The following is a 19,198-nucleotide window of genomic DNA, read 5'->3' on the forward strand; positions in this document are numbered from 1 at the left end:
CCGTCAAACGCAGAATAGATTGAATTAGTATTTTTTAACAATAGTTTTTAAGAAGTCGATAAATTACTCGCTGTCGAAAAGGAAGATAAGATTTAATTGTTATTAAAAATGTAATGTGCTTTTTGTAAGCTAATCACAAAGCTCACAAAGTCCACAAAGGGAAGAGTGATTACCCAATTGACAGATTAAATCATTGAAATATTAAATAATAGGAAGTATTACGCAATTGCTAAATTATAATATTCATTCATTGTCACATTGACTCATTGATAGATTGTTATATTGATTCATTGTTACATTAACAATTAGATTTCCACCCAATCTCCGTGCTGCTTAATTAAATCAATCAACGCATCTACAGCTTCTAATTCAGGTACATTTTTACGAACCACTTCTTTCTCTTTGTACAATGTAATTTTTCCTGGACCAGTTCCAACGTAACCATAATCAGCATCAGCCATTTCACCAGGACCATTTACGATACAACCCATAATTCCAATCTTGATTCCTTTTAAGTGATTGGTTTTCGTTCTTATTTTAGCAGTCGTTTCTTGTAAATCAAATAACGTTCTTCCGCATGAAGGGCAAGAAATGTATTCTGTTTTTGAGATTCGAGTTCTAGTTGCTTGTAAAATTCCGAAAGAAGTGGAATTGATGAACTGCTTAGACCCACAATTAATCGCGTCGATCCAAATTCCATCACCTAAGCCATCAATAAATAAAGCACCTATGTCTGTTGCAGAGTACAATTGAAATTTATCATCAGTTAGTGTGTTGTAACTTCTTTTAATGATTACCGGAGTGGAACATTCATTGTTCATCAATTCAATAAACATGCGGCGTTGCTCCGCCATTCCATGTTCATTCTCAGTTTCTATCACCAACACAGCCGTTGGATCATTCTCAATGGTTTCCATAAATAGCTCTGAAAGCTCTTCGATACGCGCTTTAATAAAGTTCAATTTTGGAGAATAAAAATCGGTATCCAAATATTCATCCACCTGAAATAGTGGATATAATCTAGGTTTCTCGGTTTGTTTTTGCCAGTTTTTAGCAGAAGTTACTAATCCCAATGTCCCGGGAATTTCAAAATCCACTGTGTTGTTTCCAATGAAGATATAGTCACAAGCTAAGTCAGAAATGTTGTATTTGTCTAATGAAACTGAATAATTGTATCCAAAAGGAAATAAACTTGCGGCGGTAATTTTTTCACGACCACTCAAATCGCCAAAAACGATAGGGTGGTGTTTTCCACCGATATTAATCACCTCGGTTGAATGTCTTCTATTGTATTCGTATGGATTGATTGGATTGTATGAAATTGCTGGAATTGCTTTATGATCGCCCCTTTTTTCATAGCGTTCAGCCAATGCTTTTGCTACAGGAATTTCAGCTTCTGGTTCTTCCGTTAAGGAAACACGAATGGTATCCCCAATTCCATCTTCTAATAATGTTCCGATTCCAACAGCCGATTTAATTCGACCATCCTCACCATCACCGGCCTCAGTCACTCCTAAATGCAATGGGTAATTCATCCCTTCTTCTGCCATTTTTATTAATAGCAATCGATAAGCCTGAACCATCACCAAGGTATTACTAGCCTTCATTGATAAAACAATGTTTTTAAAATCATGCTTTTCGCAAATTCTTAAAAACTCCAAAGCAGATTCCACCATGCCCATCGGAGTGTCGCCGTATCTACTTAAAATACGGTCAGATAGAGATCCATGGTTGGTTCCAATTCGCATCGCAATACCTTCTTCCCTGCAAATTTTTACCAAAGGAGTAAATCGTTCTTCGATACGCTCTAGTTCTTTTTGGTAGGTTTTATCGGTATATTCTATGTTTTCAAACTTCTTTTTGTCGGCATAGTTGCCAGGATTTACCCTTACTTTTTCGATTAATCGAGCTGCAATTTCTGCTGCATTTGGGGTAAAATGAATGTCAGCAATTAGCGGGGTATTGTATCCCTTCGCTTTTAACGCATCTTTAATTGCTTTTAGATTTTCTGCTTCTTTCTTGCTTGGTGCTGTAATTCTTACATATTCACAACCAGCTTCTATCATCCGGATTGATTGTTCCACTGTTTTTTCAGTATCCATCGTATCCGTTGTGGTCATCGATTGAATACGAATGGGATTATTTCCACCAAGTGGAATTTCTCCAATGGTAACTTCTCGGCTTTTAACACGATTAAACTGCGTTAAGCTCTTAACATAATGGTGATCAGATGGAAGAATATTACTCATATCAAACGAACTAAAAATAGCACTTCAAAAGTAACATTTTGGGTTGCTGATTTGTTGATTTTTCGAGTTAAATTATCAAAACTCGATTTTAGAAGGGAATTTATAGGTTATTCATCTACTAATTTATTTAATAGATATAGGTATATGTGTTATTGGTCGAATTTACGTGAGTAGAGACATCCTATAAACTAATAATTTACGTAGATTTAAGGTATTAAATAAAAATCCTAGTGCAAACAGACCAAGTGACCAACCAAAAACCAAACTCTTCAATCGCCTTCTATAAAGATGGATATTTGGAGTTGTATTATTTACCAAACTCTGAAGACGCTTTATTTGATATCTGTGATTTAAGCGGTTCGATTCTTAGATCTGGTTTTATTAAAACAACCTCCAAAATTGATGTTTCAGATATGCCAAAAGGCATTTACATCCTTTACATTATCGACGATGGTAAAGTAGTGAAAGAGAAAGTTCAATTTTAGGTTAAACTGCTGCAATACAGTCGATTAATTGTTTTTGGATGCTGCTTTTAACCTATGTTAATTTCGCTTTAGGTTTGTGGCTCACCAGATAAACTCCAACAAAAATCATCAGTGCACTTACCATTTTTAGCAAGTTTAATTCGTCTTGCCCAATAAATAATGCCACCATAGTAGCCACTACTGGCTGTGAATAAATGTAAATACTTACCACAGAAGCATTTACTGTTTTTAAAGCATATATATTGAATAGGTAAGCAAAGAAAGTCGTTGCAATTACCACAAAACCAAAGGCCAACCAAGTATTTGACGTAAAAGTATCCCACTCAATGGCATTGAATTGATTGAATCCAAAAGGAAAAACAAATAGAAAGCCAAAAAGAAATACCCACTTTATTACCGTGAGTGGTTCGTATTTTTTCATCAAAGGTTTCACCATCACTAAATAAATGGCATATGAGGTGGCATTAATAAAAATAAATAGATCTCCTATAGCAGTATCAGTGCTGATAGAAAGACTTTTATTGAGAAGAATTAGGCCAACTGCCCCAGATAATCCCAAGAAGATACCCCCTAGTTTAAGTCCGTTTATTCGTTCTTTTAGAATAATGGACGACATAATCAAAACCAGAACAGGGTTGCAGGTCATTATAATTGCTGCATTTATAGGGGTGGTGATATTTAATCCATAGAAAAAACTCAATTGATTTCCAGCCACGCCAAAAGCGCCACAAATGAATAAGCGCCAATAATCTTTTCGATCAATTTTTTCACTTTTTAGAAATGCAGAAAGTCCCCAGAAGAGCAATAACGCACCCAAAACTCTACAAAAAATAAAGCCAAATGGTTCTATAAATTGGGGCATTATTAGCTTTGCTATCGAATAGTTGACACCATAAATTAGGTTGGCACCTAGCAGCGCCAAGTGTGCTTTTACTGTTTTACTCGCCATTACCCATTGATGGCTGCATCAGCGGCTGCCACATTTTTAGCTGCATTTCCAATAAAAATTTGATTGTTAAAAAGGATAACCGGTCGTTTCAAGAACGTATATTCTTCTAAAATGTAATTTTTGTAATCTTCTTCAGTTAGGTTTTTGTCTTTTAAACCGAGGGCTTTATATTTTAAAGCTCGTCGACTAAATAAACTTTCATAGCTTCCACTCAAATTTTTCATTTCTACCAGCTGTTCGACAGTAATTTTGTTAGTTTTGATGTCGATCAATTCAAACGCATTGGAAAGCTTGAGCTGATTGATTATTTTAGTACATGTATTGCAAGACGGAAGATAGTAGACTTTTTTCATTTCGTAAAAGAGTTTTAGTTCCTTTGAGGATACAAAAGTAGAGTTCTAAATTGAAAAAAATCAAACCCAATGGCCGAAAGTCCAAAAGCACTTAAACTATTTTCTCCTGGCCGAATAGCAGTTGCCATTATTTTGGGCTTAAGTGTTGCGACTTATCAAGTGGTTAATAGTTTTGATATCAAGGCTTTTGAGGCTGTTCAATGGACCTGGTATTCCACTTTTTGGATTATTGTTGCGGTCATCATGATGGCCACTCGAGATTTGGCTTATATGTATCGCATTCGGGTATTGACCGATTACGAAATTAGCTGGCGAAATAGTTTTGATACGATTATGTTGTGGGAGTTTGCTTCTGCAATTACTCCTTCCGTTGTTGGTGGATCTGCAGTTGCGGTATACATTGTGAATAAAGAAGGAGTTAAAATTGGTCGATCTACCGCGGTGGTGATGACTTCGGCCATGCTCGATGAGTTGTTTTATATTCTGATGGTGCCCATAATTATTTTAGCGGTGGGTTATTCTAATTTGTTTCCAGTTGAAATGGAGAAAACTATATTCGGAGTGACTCTAGGGACAGCAGGGATTTTTATTGTCGGATACTTATTCATTGTGTTTTTAACTAGCGTAATTACGTACGCCATTTTTTTTCGACCGAGAGGGTTTAAGTGGATATTGTTGCAAATCTTTAAGTTGCCTTATTTACGAAAGTGGCGTTCCTCTGCTGCTGAGACTGGAGATGAAATAATAGTGACCTCAAAGGAATTGAAAGGGAAACCTCGAAGGTTTTGGATAAAATCATTTGGGGCAACATTGATTTCCTGGACCGCAAGATATTGGGTAGTAAACTTCATTATACTAGCATTTATTCCAGTCACTGATCATTTATTAATTTACGGACGACAATTGGTGATGTGGGTGATTATGCTAATTAGCCCAACTCCCGGTGGTGCCGGAATTGCAGAATTGGCCTTTTCTGGTTTCTTACGTGATTTTATTCCAATTGGGTTGATTGCAGCATTAGCCTTAGTCTGGCGGTTAATCAGTTATTATCCATACTTATTTATAGGGGCGATTATATTACCTAGATGGATTAAGAAAACACATTCTAAAGCCCCAATTATTAATGATAAAAAATCGATTTGAGGCTTTCAAATTTGATTAACTTCGAGGTTTTAATAATAGAAAAATCTAAAACAGACTTAATTTATGTCGAGTAGCGATATGAAGTTCGGTACAAAAGTGATCCATGCAGGATTGGAGCCTGATCCCACGACTGGAGCAGTGATGACGCCTATTTATCAAACCTCTACTTACCACCAAGCAGCTCCTGGAGAACATAAAGGGTATGAATATTCTCGAAGTGGAAATCCAACGCGTAGTGCCTTAGAGAAAAATTTAACAGCATTAGAAAATGGGAAACATGGGTTGTGTTTTGGAAGTGGAGTAGCCGCTATCGATGCAGTAATTAAATTGCTACGACCTGGCGATGAGGTCTTGTCTACCAGTGATTTGTATGGAGGTTCTTACCGAATTTTTACTAAAATATTCGCTCAATTCGGCATCAAATTTACTTTTGTGGGCATGAGTGATATGAGTGAGGTTGAAAAACTCGTAACTGATAAAACAAAGATACTTTGGGTGGAAACGCCTACCAATCCGATGATGAATATCATTGACATAAAAGCAGCAGCCAAAATTTCCAAGCAGTTTGATTTGATTCTTGTGGTAGACAATACATTTGCATCACCATATCTGCAAAATCCATTGGATATGGGAGCTGACATTGTCATGCATTCTGTAACTAAGTATATTGGTGGCCATTCTGACGTAGTAATGGGAGCGTTGGTGATGAATAATGATCAATTGTTTGATGACCTTTATTTTATTCAAAAAAGCTCAGGTGCCATTTGTGGTCCAATGGATAGTTTTTTGGTATTGAGAGGTATAAAAACGTTGCATTTGAGGATGCAACGGCATTGTGAGAATGGAGAAGCTGTTGCCAATTATTTAAAGAATCACGATAAGATAGATAAGGTATATTGGCCTGGATTTGAAGATCATCCTGGGCATGCGATAGCCAAAGCACAAATGCGTGGTTTTGGAGGAATGATTTCGTTCACTATAAAAGGAGATAAAAAAGAAGATGCCTTTTCGTTTTTGTCCAACTGTAAAGTCTTTACTTTGGCTGAATCATTAGGTGGAGTTGAATCATTGCTTTGTCATCCTGCCACCATGACGCATGCAGCTATTCCAAAAGTAGAGCGTGAAAAAACAGGAATTGTAGAATCATTAATTCGGATGAGTGTCGGTGTGGAAGATATCGATGACTTACTAAAAGACATAGAAAAATCGTTGAGTTTAATTTAATCAATACGGATGAAAAATAGTCGTTTTGCGGTTATTGGCTTGGGTCAATTTGGAAATGTAATTGCTAAAAAGCTCTCAGAAAGAGGAGCAGAAGTAATTGCGATAGATAATAGTGAAAGTAATATCGAAGATATTGCCGACGATGTGGCATTGGCCATTTGTATGGATGCTACCGATAAAAAGGCATTGATGGCTCAAAATATCCAAGATGTAGATGCAGTAATTATCTGTATTGGAGAGGATTTTGAAGCATTATTGTTATCTACGGTTTATTGCCAAGAGCTGAAAGTAAAGCGAATCATCTCTCGCGCAAACGATGCCCAACAGCGAAGAATTTTAGAAAAAATGGGAGTGGAAGAGATTCTCTCTCCTGAAGATGAAGTAGGGAAGGTTGTAGCCGAACGATTGATGAATCCATCAGTGGTTTCGGTATTGCAATTACCTGATGATTATGAAATTGCAGAGGTGAAGGCGCCGAAAGGGGTGTTGAACCGATCGCTTCAGGATATTGATTTAAGAGGAAAGTATAAATTGAATTTGGTGACGATTAAGCGTGAGTATGAAGTAAAATCGGAGGAAGGTGAGAATGTTTTTGATCAGCACATCATTGGAGTTCCTACCCCAGAGACCGTTATTTATGAAACAGATACCATTGTAGTATTTGGTACAACTAAAGATATAAGTCGATTTATAGACATTAATCAATAGAATGAAATACATATTTATAACTGGAAGCAGCAAGGGTTTGGGAAAGGCTCTTGCTGAACTTTTTTTAGCGCAATCCAATACCAAGGTGATTGGAATGGCACGAACCTGTTCCATTCAACACGAAAATTATACACATCATTTTTTAGACCTTTCCAATTCGCTAGAAGTGAATAATTTTTTATTCCAACAGTTGGATGATGTAGAGGAAATTATATTGATCAACAACGCTGGAATGCTGAATCCTATTAAAAAAGTGGGAACGTTTTCAGCAGTTGATGTGTCTACAAACATACAAGTGAACCTGAGTTCGCCGGTTATACTGTGCAATGAATTTATAAGGCAGTATCAACAATTGGAATGTAAACGAATGGTTTTAAACATTAGCAGTGGTGCTGGCAAAAGCCCAATTGATGGTTGGGCGGCCTATTGCACCACTAAAAGTGGTTTAGATATGTTTTCAGAAGTGATGCAAGCCGAACAAAATTTAATTTCGTACGTCTATAACAGAATAAAGGTTATAGCACTTTCACCTGGGATTGTGGACACAGAGATGCAAGCTGAAATAAGAAAAAGTAAGAAATCTGATTTTTCAAATATTGATCGATTTATTAACTACAAGAAAAGTGGTGAATTGCAATCTCCCCTGCAAACAGCAGAAAAAATAATTAGTAAATTGCACTCCTTTTTCATTGATGAAAAGGTTATTTGTTCATTAAGAGATTATTAATATGATAAAATATTTATTTACAGCCGCAATAGCAATTTTAGTAGTTAAAAGTACTAATGCTCAGGCTGTCTCTCCATGTTCTACGGACGAAATGAACGAAAAGTACATTTTAGAACATCCTGAAGAAGCGGCAGCAATTGAACAGGCCAAACAAGATTTGTTAAATCATGCAGCTAATTTTGAACAAAATGGAAAAGAAAAGGCTGGAACAGTTTATACCATTCCTATAGTTTTTCACGTATTGCATCAAGATGGGGCAGAAAATATCTCTGACGAACAGATATATGATTGCGTCCGCGGGATCAATGAGGATTTTAGAAAATTGAATAAAGATACTTCTTCTATTGTTCAAGCCTTTAAAGGAATAGCAGCCGATATGGAGATTCAAGTAGCTTTACCAACTTTAGATCCTAACGGCAACTGCACCAATGGAGTTGATAGAATTTTTACAAATGAAACAAATAGAGGAACAAATGCTTCAAAATTGAATCAATGGCCAAGAGATAAATATATGAACATATGGGTAGTGAGAGCAATTAGTAGTGGAGCAGCTGGATATGCTTATTATCCTGCGAGTACTGTTGGGAACCCCGGAATAGATGGTATTGTTGTTTTAAATAATTATGTCGGTAGTATAGGGACTAGTGTGCCAGGAAGGTCAAGAACGCTGACCCATGAAATAGGACATTATTTAAATTTACCTCACTTATGGGGGAGTACAAATGATCCTGCTTTACAAAGTAATTGCAGCTCTGATGATGGAATAGCAGACACTCCAAATACAATAGGGTGGCAAAGCTGTAGTTTAGGTGGAACTTCGTGTGGCTCATTAGACAATGTTCAAAATTACATGGAATATAGCTATTGCTCAAAAATGTTTACTGCAGGGCAAGGAACTCGCATGAGAGCTACAATGACAAGCTCTACTGCAGGTAGAAATAATCTATGGTCTGTTTCCAATTTAATAGCAACTGGGGTCGGTTTGCCGGAGCAGTTATGTGCTGCTGATTTTAATGTGAATCAGCAATTAATTTGTGAAGGGGATACTGTTATTTTTTCTGACCGTTCATACCATACGCCAACATCCTGGGACTGGAATTTTGCAGGTGGTCTTCCCGCAACTAGTACGGATAAAAATCCTCAAGTATCTTATGCGCAACCTGGAGAATATTCAGCTACGCTAACTTCCCAGAAAGGATCCATTTCTAAAACAGTTTCCAAAACCAATATCGTTCGAGTATTATCGACGAAAGCAGATACAATTTCAGAATCGTTTACTGAATCATTCGAGGACATTAACTTTTTGACCGATAAGTATATTTTTAATGATGGATTTAGTAATGGTAGATTTGAAGTTACTAGTAATTCGTCAATATCTGGTTCAAACAGTATGTATTTCAACAATAGAACTGACAACGTTCCAAATCAAGTAGTTTCATTTATTACACCCTCATTTGACTTGTCCGTTTTGAGTAGTCCGAAGATGATATTCTATTACGCTTATACCACATTAGATGGAAGTAGTAATGATGAATTTACCATTTACTCATCAACCGATTGTGGTAAAATATGGACTCCTCGAATCGGGTTAGCTGGAAATTTAATGTCGACAGCACCTGCCACTACCGGGAATTATGTACCTACTAATTCATCTGAATGGCTCAAATATTCAATTCCATTACCATCAATTAACTTTAGTGATAATGTTCGATTTAAGATTGAGTTCAAAGGTTCTGAAGGTAATAATTTCTACTTGGATGACTTTAACATTACTGGCACGAAGGTTGGGCTAAAATCCAATAGTGTGGCCGCTGAAAGCATTTCAATTTATCCTAATCCGACCTCATCTAGTCAAGTAACGATTAATTTAATCGCCAATCAAAACATAGATAAATTGGCGTTTGAAGTGTTTAGTATGGAAGGGGTTAAGGTCGCAGAATACCTAAATAGCAGTATTCCAACTGGACCTTTTCAAAGACAGCTTTCAACAGAAGGGTTGACTAGTGGAATGTATTTTATAAGAATCAAAATTGATAATAATTGGATCAATAGAAAGTTATTGATCAAATAATAAAAATGATAAAAATGAGAAGATTGATTAAAATAGTTGCGGTTGCTTTTCTTGCTTTTTCCTATCACTCGGTAAGTGCGCAAAAGTGTGGAACTGACCATTCGGTGTATGAGCAAATGATGCAAGATCCAAATGGAATGAAACAGTTACAAAAGATATATGAGCAAGCGCAGAGTTCCCCAAGTGGGAATAAGGCACCTAAAATAATTATTCCAGTAGTAGTGCATGTGATTCACAATAATGAAAAAGGGAATATTTCATTAGCGCAAATTCAAGATGGAATAGATAAAATTAATGTGGATTTTAACAAAATGAACGGCGATACGAGTTTAATTCGTCCAGTTTTCGCTTCATTGTCTGGAAGAGCTGATGTTGAGTTTAGATTGGCAAAAAAAGATCCGAGTGGGCAATGTACAGAAGGAGTAACAAGAGTAAATTCCATGTTGACTTATGACAAAAGAAACGAAGTGAAAGCGTTAGCTCAGTGGGATGAAAATAAGTATTTCAACGTATGGTTGGTAAACTCTATTCAATCAAGTGGAGGAACAGGTACAACACTTGGTTATGCACAATTTCCGTTCTCTACTTCAGGAGCATCTTTAAATACATATGGTATCGTTGTTAGACATGATGAATGGGGCGGTATAGGTACTGCACAAGGAGGGAATGGAAGAACTGTAACTCATGAAATGGGACACTGTTTTAATTTATTACACACCTTCCAAAGTGGATGCGGATCTATTTGTTCAACCTCTGGAGATCGAGTATGTGATACCCCACCAGCAGCAAATGAAACTTTTGGTTGTAACAAAACAAACAATACTTGTAGTAATGATGCATCAGGGTCATCAGCATTCTCTAGCAATGTGCCTGACCAATTGGAAAATTACATGAGTTATGACGATTGTCAATATATGTTTACAGTTGGGCAAGTAAATGTAATGCGCGCTACTTTATCTTCTTCAAGTTACCCATGGTTGCAAAACTTAGTTTCCGCTTCTAATTTGATAGCAACCGGAACGAATGATGGCTATGTAGTGCAGCCTTGTAAGCCAATTGCATATATGGAGAGTCCTAAGGTGTTGAAATACGCCTGTGTAGGAGATACCATTCAATTTACAGATAACTTTGTCTACAATGGCATTCCAACTACTTATAGTTGGTCATTTAATGGAGGTACTCCATCTACTTCTTCTGATGCACAACCTAAAATAGTATACAATACTGCTGGTACTTATGATATCACATTTGCAGTTTCTAATGCACAAGGTGCTTCATCACAGTTTGTGTCCGGGAAAGTATTTGTGTTAGATCCAAGTGCAACCAATTATGAGGGTTTAACTTATTCTGAAAATTTTGAATCTGTATTAAGGGTTTTACAAGATTATGCGATAGAAAATCCTACGGGAACTACTAGGTGGACTAGAGTAGGAAATGTGGGTTTTAACAGTTCGTCTTGTATGAAACTAGAGAATAATGCGAAGAATGGAACCACTTTTACTCAGGCTTATGGAGAAGTAGAAGCATTTACGACTCCAAGTATTGATATGTCAAATGTGAGAGCTCCTCAAATGGAATTTAAGATTGCTTACCAGAAACGTTCCACAGCCTCTGCAGATGATATTGAAATTCAAACGTCGTTTGATTGTGGACAAACTTGGCAAAACCGATGGACTTTCTTGACCAATGATATCTTAGGCTCAAATGGAGTTTCACAAGGAGATTTTACACCTAGCTCCAGTGCACAATGGACCACGGTAAATGTGTTCACTTTCCAAGGTGGATTGAACGGTCAGAGCGATGTTCGTTTTAGGATTCAATTTAATTCAAGAGATGGGAATAACGCTTACATCGATGATATTCGAATATATGGGCTTCCTGTTGGAATAGAAGAGCAAATGGCGAACCGTTTGCAATTAAATGTATTCCCAAATCCTGCAAAAGAGGCAACTACCTTGAAGTTTAATGTAGATCAAGCTTCTACCGCTACAATTTACTTGACAGATTTGACAGGAAAAAGAATGACGACTATAGCCAATAATACGAACTTAAACAGCGGTCAGCAACAATTTGAAATTAACACTTCAACTTTTAGCTCAGGAATCTATTTAATGACAATAGAAATCAACGGCGAACGTTTAGTAAAAAAGTTAATCGTACAATAAGGTTAACTAGTTAACTGTAGTAAAAAGGAAAAGGAGCTCAAAATTTGAGCTCCTTTTGTGTTGTATTAATTTTGACCTATAAACAAAATTGTGGCCTGCCGAAAAATAATAGGTAAGTAATTAAAAAGTAATTAGTATAAATAGTATACAATAGATTTACCAATACTGTTCTAGGTATTCTATTCTTAAATCTGTAGGGTTCACATCTAGTTAATACCATAGATTTATTCAGTTATTCGACCCTGAATGGATCGTACAGCTTTTGTTTGATATTTCTATATGTCGGCATTTACAACCGTCATTCTGAAAAGTTGATTGTTGCAATGCCTTTACTCCTGAAATCCACTCATCATCGTCACACAACCTAGGCCCATTAATTCATTTTGAGAAGCGTTTTTAGGAGCTTTTATTTGTACTGTTAATACTTGGCTTGTCTCTGCTTTAAAATCCCAAAAAGAAGTGTTTTCCTTTACTTTATCATTGAATAATTTATTTTTATTCTGATCGTAAATCACCATTTCTACCTCACCTAAAAAATCAGAAGAGCACAACAGCAATCGGTATTTTAATCCTTTAGAAAAGGAGATTTGTAATTCGGCCGATTCTCCAGGGGCAAGCTTAGCTGCGTTAATTTGTCCGTTTGAGATAAACGGATTTAATGAAGGCAAGCAATTCTTTTTTGTGAATGATTTGCATTGAGAAAATGCAAAAAGGGATGAAGAAAATAATAGTGCTAGAATAAATAACTTCTTCATAAACATACAGGTTAATGTTGAATAATGGTGTTTCGAATGGCTTTTATTTTTTCATTAATGTCAACAAAAGCTGCATCATCAATTTCTTCTTCTTGGCCTTCAGCTTGCCTCAATACCAACAACTCGCCTTCTTGCTCCATGGTTCCTGATTCAGGAGTGCTTGGTTGAATGGCTTTAAAGGCGGTTTCTAATTTTGCCAAGTGAATTGGAATTTGCAATTGATTGGTATAGGTTTGGCTATTGGCCAACTTTATCAAGCTCTTTAATGAGCCGTATTGGTCCCGTATAATTTCTTTTATTTCTTGATTGCTTTCAGAGCTGTTAATCATTGAAGTGCCCAAGTAAACACCTTCTATCCAGCCACCAATTACCACCAAAGAAGCATTTTCGCTTTGCTTGTTCTCTTTCAAATAATTGTCCATGTCTAAAAATGAAGCAGCAATAATTGAAATGATTGAATCTTTATTCTCGATGTTGGCCTCCAAGCGCATCACCATGTCTTCATTGAATCCAGTTCCTATCCCTAGATTTTCAGAAATATCTTTACAAACAGTCATGTAAACCATGGATTCTTGGGTGCGTTTGAAGATGCTGGAATAACTCAAATCGGCGCCATAAACTCCTAAAATAAGAGCCAGTTTTTCAGAATTAAGGTAATAGCCCTTTTCTTCGTGTGATAATAGGAATGAGCTTTCAAATTGAAGTCCTGCTTTTTTGAATAGAATACTTAACTCCATAGGGGAGGGAACAGCATAAAAAAGCTCCTTAATATTTACTTCTGCCTCTAATAAAATAGGATCATCTACCACCACTTTTTTTTCTTCATGCTTAGTTACACATGCCGCCAAGAGAAGTATAGATGCAAAAATTATCGAGAGCTTCTTCATTTTTTTAAGAATTAAAACAATTAAATATAGTAAATCTAACTGGAATTGCAATTTAATGTGCTTCTAACCAATTGACCGCATTGTTCATTTCTACGGTTAAAGGCACAATGAGTTTCACAGCGTTTTCCATTTCTTTTTTAACAATGGGTTTGATGGTTTCCAACTCTTCTTTTAAAACATCAAAAACCAATTCATCATGTACTTGTAATAACAGTTTCGATTTGAAGTTGTTTTTTGCAAATGCTTTGTGAATGTTGATCATTGCAATTTTAATGACATCTGCCGCCGAACCTTGAATGGGTGCATTAATGGCGTTTCTTTCAGCAAAACCTCTCACTACAGCGTTCTTCGCATTGATGTCGGGTAAGTACCTGCGGCGCTCCATGATCGTCTCTACATATCCTTTCTCTCGAGCAGTTTCTATGGCTTTGTCCATATAGGTTTTGATGCTCGGATATTTATTGAAATAACTTTCAATGATCTCAGCTGCTTCCGTTCTGGAGATATTTAGTCGTTGAGACAACCCAAAAGCCGAGATACCATAGATGATTCCAAAATTCACCATCTTGGCTTTACTTCTCATGTCGCGCGTTACGTCTTTAATGTCTACTTCAAATACTTTAGAGGCTGTTGCTGCGTGAATGTCATCCCCACTTTGGAAAGCGCTAATCATGCTTTCATCTTTACTCAATGCTGCAATGATTCGCAATTCTATCTGAGAGTAATCCGCTGCTAACAAAGTATAATCATCATTTCTTGGAATGAATGCTTTTCTAATTTCCCGTCCTTTTTCTGTTCGAATCGGAATGTTTTGCAAGTTGGGGTTAGTAGAACTCAATCGACCTGTTGCTGCCACGGTTTGCATGTAATTGGTATGCAATCGATGCGTGAGTGGATTTACCAATTCTGGTAATGCATCTACATAGGTCGATTTTAATTTTTTCAGTGATCGATATTCTAGAATAACGCCTACAATCTCGTGTTTGTCTGCTAATTTTGACAACGTTTCTTCCGAGGTAGAATACTGTCCTGTTTTGGTTTTCTTTGCCTTTTCAGTGATCGCCATTTTCTCGAATAATACTTCTCCCAATTGTTTCGGAGAATCTACGTTGAATTGTTCGCCGCTTAGGTCAAAAACCGATTGCTCTAATCTTGTTAAATCTTCAGCTAATTCAGCTGAGAAAATTTTTAGTGCTTCAATGTCTAGATTAATTCCTTCATTTTCCATATCTGCCAATACTTCCACCAATGGAATTTCGATGTCGTAGAACAGTTTTTTAAGGTTTAATTTATCGATTTGCGGTTCGAATAATTCCTTTAACTGCAAGGTAATGTCGGCATCTTCACAGGCATAATCAGAGATGGATGCTTGATTCATATCGCGCATACTTTTCTGGTTCTTTCCTTTTTTACCAATGATGGTTTCTATAGAAACCGGATCGTAATGCAAATACGTTTGCGCCAAGAAATCCATGCCGTGTTTCATGTCTGGTTGAATCAAATAATGCGCAATCATAGTATCAAAGAAAGCACCTTTGAATTCTACATCGTAGCGTTTTAAAATGGCCAAATCATATTTCAAGTTCTGAGCCACCAATAATTTTTTAGAATCTGAAAAGTAGGGTTTAAACACAGCCACTTCTTTTTTCGCAGTTTCATAATCGGCCGAGATTGGCACATAAAACCCTTCTCCTTTTTTGGTAGAAAAAGCAATTCCTACCAATTCTGCTTCTTGTGGATTTAGGCCAGTGGTTTCCGTATCGAAACAAATGGTGTTTGCAGCTAAAAGTACTTTATGCAAATCGTTTAGCCTTGTCTCATCATTCACAAAAGTGTACTCATGAGTGGTCGAATCAATGGTCGCGTATTCAGTTGGAGCATTTTGCTCAATTTCTTCTTGAGTAACACTGCCAAATAAATCCATTTGACCATCAATAGAGGTGCGTTGCACCACCACTTCTTCACCTAGTATTCGTTTGCCCAAAGTTCTAAACTCCAATTCAGCGAAAAGCTCTCCTAATTTTTCTTTGTTCATTGGGCCTCTGACCAACTTGCTTTCATCAAACTCAACAGGAGCATCAATGATGATGGTGGCCAATTTTTTTGAAAGTAACGCTTGCTCCACGCTGCCTTCTACTTTCTCTTTCATTTTGCCTTTTAGCTCATGAGTATGTGCGTGCAAATTCTCTATGCTTCCGTATTCTTTTAAAAACTTCTTTGCTGTTTTATCACCCACACCAGGAATTCCTGGGATATTGTCTACTGCATCACCACACATGCCTAAATAGTCGATGACTTGCATGGGATCAGTAATTTCAAACTTTTCACACACTTCCTTAATTCCCCAAACTTCTGCTTTGTTGCCCATTCTTGCAGGCTTATACATGAAAATATTATCAGAAACCAATTGACCAAAATCCTTATCAGGAGTCATCATATAAGTGGTGTATCCTTCTTTTTCGGCTTTTTTTGCCAAGGTTCCAATCACATCATCAGCTTCAAAACCGTCAGCAAATAAAATGGGGATATCAAAACCCTCGATCAGTTCTTTGATGTAAGGAATGGCCGAACGAATATCGTCAGGCATTGCTTCACGCTGCGCTTTATATTCTTTGTATTCAATGTGTCTCGAAGTTGGTTTGTCGGTATCGAAAACCACTGCAATGTGTGTTGGATTATTGTTTTGCAATACATCCCAAAGCGTATTGGTAAAACCCAAGATGGCTGAAGTGTTCTGACCTTTGGAATTGATGATTTGATTTTGGCTAAATGCAAAATATGCTCTGTAAATAAGTGCAAATGCATCAAGGAGATAGAGGGTCTTTTTTTCCGACATGTAAAGTGCTTTTTGAATTAACTTTTGAAAGGTTGAAGTTACATAAAAGCACTGCTTTTTAAAAACTAAAATGTGAGGAGAATTCAAAGATGATATTATTTGAATAACATCTTTTAATATTAGTTCTGAATAAAACCTAAAGATTACTTCTCCCCATAAACAGTAGCCAAAACAACTTGGCCAACTGCTTTCAAAGTGTTCTTATCGATCACATCCATATTGTCATCATGGGTGTGCCAATGTGGTGCAAAGGCGCGAGTATTCGCATCGTATTGGATAATGTCGATACTCGGAATTTTTGCCAACCGGTTCACATACAAATGGTCGTCTTCGCCTACATGTGTGGTTTGCATAAAAGGGAAATAGTTGCTGTAGCCCAATCGCGCGGCTACATTCCAAACCTTGTCTACGATTTGTGGGGCGTAATAGATGGAAATTGATTCTTGAGTAAAAACTGCATTCGGCGCACCCACCATGTCAAGTAAAATACCATATTTCGCAGTATAGCCTTTTACGTGAGGATTTCTAGCCCAATATTGACTCCCCAAGCACCAAGTAGCTTGTTTTGGATTCATGGTTCCTGAAGGCTGTCCATAATCTTCGGCATCAAAGAATACGATGTCAACACCAACTGCAGGATTTTTAATTTGAAATTGTCGAGCGATTTCTAATAAAATACCCACGCCGCTGCCGCCATCATTGGCGCCATCTATGGCTTTGTTTCTGTCTTTTTTGTCTTGGTCGGCAAATGGGCGCGTGTCCCAATGTGCCATTAATAGAACGCGGTTGGCTTTTTCAGGATGATAACTCCCAATGATGTTTTGAAAGTTCAGTTTAGTGCCGTCAAATGCTTCCACCACACCAGACTGAACAGTCAGAGTCGCGCCAAATTTGGTCAATTGAGTTTTTAAATACTCAGCAGTATTTCGATGTGCTTCTGTGTTTGGCACTCTAGGCCCAAAAGCCACTTGGTCGGCTACATATTGGTAAGCAGAGTCACCACTAAAATCTGGCAAGGCCAATTGTTCTATGGGAGCCTTCTTTTCAGGAGCTTTTTGTGCTGTTTTTTTGGTGTCGTTTTCACCGCAGGCAGTTAAAAAAGTAACTGCTGCAATTAGTGCTAGGTGCTTAGTTTTCATATTCCCAATGGGCTCCTTCTTTCCCGTCTTTTATCTGAATGTTCAATGCTTTTAAACGATCTCGTATTTGATCGGCCATTGCATAGTTTTTGTTTTCCTTGGCGCTTGCTCTGAATTCCAATACTAAATCCATCAATGCATTAGTCACAGCATTGTTTCCGCCATCGCCTTCAGCTGATGCTTCTTGTTTTAATCCTAAAATATCAAAAACGAACAAATGAACCACTTTTTTGAATTGCTCTAAATCCTCTTGGGTCAGTTGCTCTTTTCCTTCTTTTAATAAGTTGATCCATTTTGCAGCATCAAATAAATGCGCAATGGCAATCGGCGAATTAAAATCGTCGTCCATAGCGGCGTATAGTTTTTCTTCTAATTCTGCTACTTTTAAAGTAGAAGTGGTAGAAGAACTTAAGTCGTCCATTAGGGCAACCGCTTTCATCAAACGTCTCATTCCTTTTTCGGCAGCAGAAAGTGCTTCATTAGAAAAATCCAATGTGCTTCTGTAATGCGATTGCAAGATGAAAAATCGAATCGTCATCGGGCTGTATGCCTGAGTCAACTGAAAATTATTTCCAGTAAATAATTCATGGCAAAAGATTCCATTCCCTAAAGATTTTCCCATCTTTTGGCCATTGATGGTCACCATGTTGTTGTGCATCCAGTAGTTGGCAAACGGTTTGTCCTTATTTGCCTCTGCTTGTGCGATTTCACATTCGTGGTGAGGAAATGCATTTTCCAATCCACCACCGTGGATGTCAAAATTGTCTCCCAAATATTTTTGACTCATAACAGTACACTCAATGTGCCATCCCGGATAGCCCATTCCCCAAGGAGAATTCCACTGCATTAAATGCGTTTCATCGGCTTTTTTCCACAAGGCAAAGTCAAGTGGGGTGCGCTTTTCCGATTGTGCATTTAGCGTTCGGTTAGCAGCTCCATCCATCATTTCTTCTACTTTTCTGCCTGAAAGTTTTCCGTAGTCGTGGTCTTTATTATAGGTCGTTACATCAAAATAAACCGATCCATTCGCCTCATAGGCAAACCCTTTCTTGATCAATTCTTCAATGGCTTCGATTTGTTCTGGAATATGTCCGGATGGTCGTGGTGAAATGTTTGGACGCAATACATTCAGTGCATCCATGTCCCGAAAATAGTTGAACATGTATTTTTCAACTACTGCCATCGGGTCTACTTTTTCTAACCTCGATTGCTTGGCAATTTTATCGTCTCCTTCATCGGCATCATCAGTTAAATGACCCACATCGGTAATATTTTGCACGTATTTAACTTGCGGAAATTTATGTTTGAGGTAGCGATAAATTAAATCGAATGAAACGTACGATTTTGCATGTCCCAAGTGGGCATCACCATAAACGGTAGGGCCACAAACATACAAGCCTATGCTATTCGGGTTGATGGGTTTAAAAACCTCTTTTTCTCGACTTAAGGTGTTGTAAAGTTTGATTGGTGTAGACATGAGTGAAATCGATTGTTATTGTTTTATTCC

General features: G+C 37.3%; 15 protein-coding genes. 7 read left to right on the forward strand and 8 right to left on the reverse strand.

Going from position 1 to position 19,198, the window contains the following annotated elements:
- Positions 1 to 305: 305 nt before the first annotated feature.
- Positions 306 to 2,249 carry a (E)-4-hydroxy-3-methylbut-2-enyl-diphosphate synthase gene (ispG, locus tag ACTB0X_RS06800; RefSeq protein WP_463024244.1) on the reverse strand — a complete coding sequence of 648 codons (1,944 nt, stop codon included), beginning with the start codon at positions 2,247 to 2,249 and terminating at the stop codon, positions 306 to 308.
- A gap of 230 nt (positions 2,250 to 2,479) precedes the next feature.
- Between ispG and ACTB0X_RS06805 the strand changes: the two genes are divergently transcribed.
- Positions 2,480 to 2,734 (forward strand): T9SS type A sorting domain-containing protein, encoded by a 255-nt coding sequence (locus tag ACTB0X_RS06805; protein WP_463024245.1) that lies wholly within the window; start codon positions 2,480 to 2,482, stop codon positions 2,732 to 2,734.
- Positions 2,735 to 2,786: 52 nt separating this feature from the next.
- Here the strand turns inward: ACTB0X_RS06805 and ACTB0X_RS06810 are convergent, their stop codons facing one another.
- Positions 2,787 to 3,683 (reverse strand): DMT family transporter, encoded by an 897-nt coding sequence (locus tag ACTB0X_RS06810; RefSeq protein ID WP_463024246.1) that lies wholly within the window; start codon positions 3,681 to 3,683, stop codon positions 2,787 to 2,789.
- Positions 3,683 to 4,036: an arsenate reductase family protein gene (locus tag ACTB0X_RS06815; RefSeq protein WP_463024247.1), complete on the reverse strand. Its 354-nt coding sequence runs from the start codon at positions 4,034 to 4,036 to the stop codon at positions 3,683 to 3,685. The genes ACTB0X_RS06810 and ACTB0X_RS06815 overlap by 1 nt, the downstream gene beginning before the upstream one ends.
- Before the next feature lie 69 nt (positions 4,037 to 4,105).
- Between ACTB0X_RS06815 and ACTB0X_RS06820 the strand changes: the two genes are divergently transcribed.
- From ACTB0X_RS06820 to ACTB0X_RS06845, 6 genes are all read left to right on the forward strand, one after another.
- Entirely contained in the window at positions 4,106 to 5,179 is a 1,074-nt protein-coding gene (locus ACTB0X_RS06820; protein ID WP_463024248.1) for a lysylphosphatidylglycerol synthase transmembrane domain-containing protein, read from the forward strand.
- Positions 5,180 to 5,257: 78 nt separating this feature from the next.
- On the forward strand, positions 5,258 to 6,403 hold the full coding sequence (locus ACTB0X_RS06825; RefSeq protein ID WP_463024644.1) for a cystathionine gamma-synthase: 1,146 nt from the start codon (positions 5,258 to 5,260) through the stop codon (positions 6,401 to 6,403).
- 9 nt (positions 6,404 to 6,412) lie between these two features.
- Positions 6,413 to 7,111 (forward strand): potassium channel family protein, encoded by a 699-nt coding sequence (locus ACTB0X_RS06830; RefSeq protein WP_463024249.1) that lies wholly within the window; start codon positions 6,413 to 6,415, stop codon positions 7,109 to 7,111.
- A gap of 1 nt (position 7,112) precedes the next feature.
- Complete coding sequence (locus ACTB0X_RS06835) at positions 7,113 to 7,838, forward strand: SDR family NAD(P)-dependent oxidoreductase (RefSeq protein WP_463024250.1); 726 nt, start codon at positions 7,113 to 7,115, stop codon at positions 7,836 to 7,838.
- A gap of 1 nt (position 7,839) precedes the next feature.
- Complete coding sequence (locus ACTB0X_RS06840; protein WP_463024251.1) at positions 7,840 to 9,909, forward strand: zinc-dependent metalloprotease; 2,070 nt, start codon at positions 7,840 to 7,842, stop codon at positions 9,907 to 9,909.
- Between the two features lie 14 nt (positions 9,910 to 9,923).
- A complete protein-coding gene (locus ACTB0X_RS06845; RefSeq protein WP_463024252.1) occupies positions 9,924 to 12,074 on the forward strand; it encodes a M43 family zinc metalloprotease in 2,151 nt (716 codons plus the stop codon).
- A gap of 329 nt (positions 12,075 to 12,403) precedes the next feature.
- On the opposite strand, the gene ACTB0X_RS06850 is transcribed toward ACTB0X_RS06845, so the two are convergent.
- The 5 genes from ACTB0X_RS06850 to cysS all read right to left on the reverse strand — a co-directional run bounded on the left by ACTB0X_RS06850 (position 12,404) and on the right by cysS (position 19,168).
- Positions 12,404 to 12,829: a hypothetical protein gene (locus ACTB0X_RS06850; RefSeq protein ID WP_463024253.1), complete on the reverse strand. Its 426-nt coding sequence runs from the start codon at positions 12,827 to 12,829 to the stop codon at positions 12,404 to 12,406.
- An 11-nt stretch (positions 12,830 to 12,840) separates the two neighbouring features.
- Positions 12,841 to 13,716 carry a hypothetical protein gene (locus ACTB0X_RS06855; RefSeq protein WP_463024254.1) on the reverse strand — a complete coding sequence of 292 codons (876 nt, stop codon included), beginning with the start codon at positions 13,714 to 13,716 and terminating at the stop codon, positions 12,841 to 12,843.
- A gap of 52 nt (positions 13,717 to 13,768) precedes the next feature.
- Complete coding sequence (gene polA / locus ACTB0X_RS06860; protein WP_463024255.1) at positions 13,769 to 16,552, reverse strand: DNA polymerase I; 2,784 nt, start codon at positions 16,550 to 16,552, stop codon at positions 13,769 to 13,771.
- A 143-nt stretch (positions 16,553 to 16,695) separates the two neighbouring features.
- On the reverse strand, positions 16,696 to 17,691 hold the full coding sequence (locus ACTB0X_RS06865) for a M28 family peptidase (RefSeq protein ID WP_463024256.1): 996 nt from the start codon (positions 17,689 to 17,691) through the stop codon (positions 16,696 to 16,698).
- On the reverse strand, positions 17,681 to 19,168 hold the full coding sequence (gene cysS / locus ACTB0X_RS06870; protein WP_463024257.1) for a cysteine--tRNA ligase: 1,488 nt from the start codon (positions 19,166 to 19,168) through the stop codon (positions 17,681 to 17,683). The genes ACTB0X_RS06865 and cysS overlap by 11 nt, the downstream gene beginning before the upstream one ends.
- Positions 19,169 to 19,198: the final 30 nt, after the last annotated feature.

The organism is Acidiluteibacter sp. (assembly GCF_055129545.1).